Annotated in this window: 5 protein-coding genes and 1 tRNA gene; 1 reads left to right on the top strand and 5 read right to left on the bottom strand. The window is 35.9% G+C overall.

The window, feature by feature from the left end; all coding sequences use genetic code 11:
• Nucleotides 1-273: 273 nt before the first annotated feature.
• The 3 genes from OZD62_RS03320 to rpmE all read right to left on the bottom strand — a co-directional run bounded on the left by OZD62_RS03320 (nt 274) and on the right by rpmE (nt 2749).
• On the bottom strand, nt 274-1629 hold the full coding sequence (locus OZD62_RS03320) for a hypothetical protein (protein ID WP_275019427.1): 1356 nt from the start codon (nt 1627-1629) through the stop codon (nt 274-276).
• 83 nt (nt 1630-1712) lie between these two features.
• On the bottom strand, nt 1713-2507 hold the full coding sequence (locus OZD62_RS03315) for an NAD kinase (RefSeq protein WP_275019426.1): 795 nt from the start codon (nt 2505-2507) through the stop codon (nt 1713-1715).
• 38 nt (nt 2508-2545) lie between these two features.
• Entirely contained in the window at nt 2546-2749 is a 204-nt protein-coding gene (gene rpmE / locus OZD62_RS03310) for a 50S ribosomal protein L31 (protein WP_007548602.1), read from the bottom strand.
• Nucleotides 2750-2877: 128 nt separating this feature from the next.
• On the opposite strand from rpmE, the gene fabD reads away from it, so the two are divergent.
• A complete protein-coding gene (gene fabD, locus OZD62_RS03305) occupies nt 2878-3858 on the top strand; it encodes an ACP S-malonyltransferase (RefSeq protein ID WP_038199165.1) in 981 nt (326 codons plus the stop codon).
• A gap of 39 nt (nt 3859-3897) precedes the next feature.
• On the opposite strand, the gene gpmI is transcribed toward fabD, so the two are convergent.
• Nucleotides 3898-5418: a 2,3-bisphosphoglycerate-independent phosphoglycerate mutase gene (gpmI, locus tag OZD62_RS03300; RefSeq protein WP_010082408.1), complete on the bottom strand. Its 1521-nt coding sequence runs from the start codon at nt 5416-5418 to the stop codon at nt 3898-3900.
• Nucleotides 5419-5451: 33 nt separating this feature from the next.
• Nucleotides 5452-5523, bottom strand: a tRNA-Asn gene (locus tag OZD62_RS03295).
• Nucleotides 5524-5873: the final 350 nt, after the last annotated feature.

The following is a 5873-nucleotide window of genomic DNA, read 5'->3' as shown; positions in this document are numbered from 1 at the left end:
GAAATTTTTTATAACAAACAACGTCACTATTAACTATTGCATTCCTGAGCATTTTGATTCATCATTCTCTTTGTGAAAAACATTCCAAACTTTCTCTCCACTTTTTCTGGGTAAGGTCAGTCAGCTACTTGGATGACAGGGGAGGGAGGTGCTACCCTGACAATCGTCATCCCGCTACGTGTTAGCGGGATCTAGAGATACCGCGAATGAATCGCGGTATGACGGTCTGCAGCGGTATGACGTAGGGCTGCACTAGCTATATCATGCATTTTATTAACCGACACTATAAACAATATCCTTACAATTATGAGATTGAACCACAACTTGCTCAAGCGTTAAGCTGCTGCGTTTAGCGTCTTTACTGTGATTTTCCCCAAGAACATTTGTTCTTTCTCGTTTTATTTCCTCAATGAATTTCCCATTAACATCTTTAGGATCAATCTCTTCTTCAGAATATATAAGGTTAGTGCAATTTGTTTTTCTATAATAATGCACGCCAAGACATACAATTGATAATGCAAGTATACCAGAACCTATAAGTAATGATAATCCTATGTTATTAGTCAAAGGGTTTTGGTAAAATTTTTGTACACCATTAACACCATGTGTTGCAAGTAGCCCTAGAGGAAACGCTATATTTGCAGCAACTACACCAGTAAATAATGCAGTAAATATTGGTCTGTCGTTAATTACTGATTTTATTTTATTAGTTCTAGTAATTACTTTTTCGTCAATGTTAGTGAAGCCTTGTTTAGCTTCCCAAGCATTAAGTACAAAATTTGAATGAGTGCCATTGCTATATTCCAGTCTTACAGATTTTATAGCTTTATCTTTTGGCTGGTGCTCCAACACCTCAGCTAAAATTTTATCCGCATCTTTTTTTTGAATGGAATGTTCTTCAGTATCTATAAATTGCCTTGTTGCAAAAAATATTGGACCAATTGCAAGCAATGCAGCAAGTGCGATAACTGGTATAGTGATATATTTTGGGCTGTTTGTAAAAAATGCAATAAATTTTGCTTTATCTTGTAAATATAATAAAGCTGCAGATATACTGAGTATAATAGGACTTGCAGTAAAAATTATAAAGCCCTTCTGCTGCATGGAATACTTTGCTCTTGGCAAGAATCTGTTTGTTTTTTTATTTGTTGTGCCACCTACATCAGAATTTAGTGACAAAGACTCTTCAGAGTCATCTGTCTTATATGATGGTGGAGAAGTTGAAGGTACATTGCTAAGTTTGTTACTTGATTCTCTGCTTAACCGTGTTAATGTTTTATCAAGATCATCAGGATCATCAAATACTGTCTCTTGAGAAGGGGATCTGCTTAGAGTTGAATTTTGTGGCACGTCAACATGAGTTTCTTCACCTTTTGTTTCTTCTAGGGAAGGAGGTGATACTTGAGTCTCAAGAGTTAACGGATCTCTTGAATTAGCATTGCTGTTTTTTTTCTCTTTAAATTCTTCCTCTAACAAAGCTTCTAAAGCTGTATTTTCATCATTTTTTTTCGGAGTACTTGTCCTAAGTGCTGGTATTGGTAAAATTCCTGGTGTTATCTCGCCATCTTCACTTATTGATGTGGAAGAAATTAATGTTACTGTTTGTTCTTCATTTACTGGTCCAGGCATATTCACTCCAAAATTAATTACTATGCTGCATTGATTACGCTATAGTTATTAAGATATAGTAAATACCAATTTACGGATAATTATTAGTATAGAAATTGTCTATCAAAGATTCTTTCATTCAGAGGGTAATCTTTGTCAAAAAGCAAAGTTATTGTGTTTTCGTGGTCTTTTTGTATTTTTATCTGTGATATATTATGAAACTCCTTGTAATCTGATACTACAAGTGCTGGACGGTTTTTTGTGTCGTTAATGTCAATTTGTACGATTGTATCGTTTGATATTAACGCTCCATTCCAATGCCTTGGGTAATAGCTATTGATAGAAGTGAGTGCAAGTAAATTTGAATTTAGCGGCAAGATTGGGCCACCGGCAGAGAAGTTGTATGCAGTGCTGCCTGTGGGGGGAGATAATATTACTCCGTCCCCTCTAAATTTTTCTACTTTTAGCTTATCATTAATAGTAATATTCATCTCTACTATTTGGTTCGCTTTTCTAAAAACGTATACTTCGTTTACTGCTATGTAATGATATCTCTTGCCACTTGTGTCTGTTGCTTCCATTTTTAGCAAAGTTAACTGAGTTGAAGTTGCATGCTCTATATGATCAATTAAATCTTCACTGCAGCTAAAGCATTGATTCATCAAAAACCCAACATTGCCAGTGTTTATCCCATACACATGCATGTTTTTATTTTCTATGACGTAATTGTGCAAAGTGCGTAGCATAAAGCCATCACCGCCAACAACTATCAATAGATCGATTTCGGACTTATTTTCTTCTGTTATATTGATAAAATTAAGTTTCTTTAATAGTTTAGATACTTCCTGCGATTTTGGTGATGGAGAAGCAACATAGCCTATATTTTTGTATTTATGCATGCTTCAGTAAACTCTCTAAAACTTAAAGAGGAGGAGAATTAGAAAATGCTTCCATATTTATCGTTAAACTTAGCTAATTTGCTAGTTTTACTTGCTAACCCGCTTGTCAAACTTCCAGTCCATGCAGGGTGAGTAAGAGGATCTCTATCAAGTTTTACCCTATCTCCCTCCTTTCCATAAGTGGAACGAGTTTCAAACTCTTGACCGTCTGTCATAACTATAATAATTTTATGATAATTCATTGTTGTTTATAAACTTTTAGTCAGCTAATATTCTAGTGAACTTAATTCACTAAGTCAATCATTATTCTAAAATATTGACAAAAAATAAATAAAGTAGTATATTTAATAAGGAATAAATAATAACTATCATGATTTTTGCTTTCCCCGGTCAGGGCTCTCAGTTTGTAGGAATGGGAAAGAGCTTATATAGTGAGTTTTCTGTTGCAAGACAAGTATTTAATGAAGTAGATAGCATATTGGATGGAAAGCTGTCTCATTTAATCTTCAACGGTCCTATTGAAGAATTAACCATTACAGAAAACGCTCAGCCAGCTATAATGGCAGTATCAATTGCAATGCTACGTGTTATGGAGCATGTGTTTGGCAAATCTCTTTTCACTGATCACAATGTTAAATATGTTTGTGGGCATTCAGTTGGCGAATATACAGCGCTGTGTGCTGCAGGAGCGTTAACGCTTGAGTCTGCAATCAAGCTGCTGAAAGTTCGCAGCGAAGCAATGCATGAAGCTTCACTGAAATGTAAAGGCGGAATGGTTGCGTTGCTTGGAGCAGAGATAAATGAAGTGGAAGATATATTGAAATCAGTTCAAATTGACGGAATTTGTGAAATTGCAAACGATAACGGTGGCGGACAAGTGGTTATAAGTGGCACTAGAGAAGCTCTTGAAATGTTACCCGATTTATTCAAAAACTCGAGTGTGAGGAAACTAATTAAATTACAGGTTAGTGGGCCTTTTCATTCATCTCTTATGAAACCTGCTGATGAAAAAGTTTTGGAGTTTTTGAAGGGTATTAAAATAACCCGTCCTATAGTTCCTTTGATATCAAATGTTACAGCTAAAGAGGAGAGTGATCCCAAAGTTATAAAAACTTTACTCGCCAAGCAAGTTGTAAGCAGAGTGAAATGGAGAGAAATGGTTTTGTATATGTCAAGCCGTGGCATTAACAAATTTGTTGAAATTGGCCCTAATAAAGTTTTATCTAATTTGGTCAAAAGAATTGACCAATCTATCAGTACAAAAAATATAGATAGTATTGGTGATATTGACAGCTTCTTTAATGAATCATTAGTACTAACAGCGAAAAATTTAAAAGTTGGATTAAGTTAAAACACATCTATTTGATGTCATTCCGGTGCATAACGCTGCCTAGCTGGAATGACAGAGGGTAATGCAAGAAATCAACGAACTGCCTGTCATTTCGTTTGGTTTTTTAATTCCAAGTAGCTGTAAAATAGTAGGGGCAATGTCAGATAACCTTCCGTCTCTTAGTTTTAGATTATCGCAAGACACAATAAATGGCACTTTATTTAGAGTGTGTGCTGTATGAGGTGTATTATTTTCTTCATCGAACATACATTCCACGTTACCATGGTCTGCAGTAACAATTAATGCGGTGTTGCTTGACTTTTTAACAGCATTCAGCACTTTCGCAAGACAATCATCTACAGCTAGCACAGCTTTCTCGGCTGCTTTTATATTACCTGTATGCCCTACCATATCAGGATTAGCGTAATTTACAACTATCAGTGCGAATTCTTGGGAGTGAATTTTTTCTACAAGCTTTTCTGTGAGCTCGAAGGCTGACATTTCGGGCTGCAAATCGTAAGTTTGAACTTTTGGTGAGGGAATGAGTATTCTTTCTTCACCAGAGAAAGGTTCTTCTTTTCCACAATTGAAAAAGAAAGTCACATGAGCGTATTTCTCGGTTTCGGCGATACGTAATTGTCGTAATTTATTGTCTTCTATTGTTTGTCCTAGAGTATCAGCGAAAGAAGTAGGAGGAAAAATATAAGGAATTTTGAGATCTTCTTTATACTTCATCATACTTAAAATTGAAGAGAATTTTGCTACCTTAGCGTAATCTGTTTTGCCAAGCAAAATACTTGCTAATTGTATCATTCGATCAGCACGAAAGTTAGCCAACAGCACTCCATCTTCTGGTTTTATACCTTGATAATCACCTATTACTGCGGGCCTGATAAACTCATCAGTTATGTTATTTTGATAGTTATTCTCAATCAACGATACTGCATTATCATGACAAGGTGCCTTTGCAAATGCGATAGCCTCATAAGCTTCGATTGTTCTCTTCCACCTGTTGTCACGGTCCATAGCATAGTAACGCCCAGAAACAGTAGCAATTCTTGTGTCATTTCCCTTTATACTCTTTGTAAATTCTTGAATGCATTTTTTTCCTGAATTTGGCAATGTGTCTCTGCCATCTAAAAATGCATGTATCACCACTTTTATTCCATGCTGTGATATTTTATTTGCTAAAGTTGAAATATGCTTTTGATGCGAATGAACACCACCATCGGACACCAATCCCATTATATGGCATACTCCGTTCTTACTTTTTAGATCATTAATAAAACTTTGTAGATTTACATTGTTTTCTATTGTTCCAATCTCTTGATTAATGCGCTGAAGGCTTTGTATTACCACTCTACCACTGCCAATATTCATATGGCCAACTTCTGAGTTACCTATTTGACCACCAGGTAACCCCACATCAGCTCCACAGGCGGATAAACTGCATTTTGGATAATTAGAGCTAATATATTGCCAACAGGGTGGATTTGCGTTGCTGATAGCGTTGTATTTATTATTCTCTATTCCATTTCCCCAGCCATCTAGTATACATAAAACCACTGATTTAATGTTCATATAAAATCAACACTAGAATTTCACAGAGAAGAGCTCCCCGGGCCGGACTCGAACCAGCGACCAATTGGTTAACAGCCAACTGCTCTACCACTGAGCTACCGAGGAATAAACCGTTTTTAATTTACCATGTTGAACGTTGGTTGTAAACGTTTTTTGTGTAGACTTTAAGTCCAACTGACCCATAGAAACAAAAAAACTTACTTGACAAACTCCGCCAGCCCTCTTATCATGAGACTGAAGCTATTGTATTTGCTTTCGCCAATCTGCAGATTAAAAGGTAAGGATTACTTAATGTATCGGCGTCTTATNNNNAATTTTTTGCAGTATATAGATACTGTATGTCTTTACAAAACTTCATCTACATCTAGATTTTTATCTAAATAAACTGAACGCGCTTATAAAGCGTTACAAGACATCAAAAAATGCCAATACTCGACAGAGATAGTAAAAGACTA

It is taken from the genome of Wolbachia endosymbiont of Drosophila seguyi (genome assembly GCF_028981765.1).
GTDB lineage: Bacteria > Pseudomonadota > Alphaproteobacteria > Rickettsiales > Anaplasmataceae > Wolbachia > Wolbachia pipientis.
The sequence above is the reverse complement of the archived record's forward strand: the minus strand, read 5'-3'. Positions and strand labels throughout refer to the sequence as shown.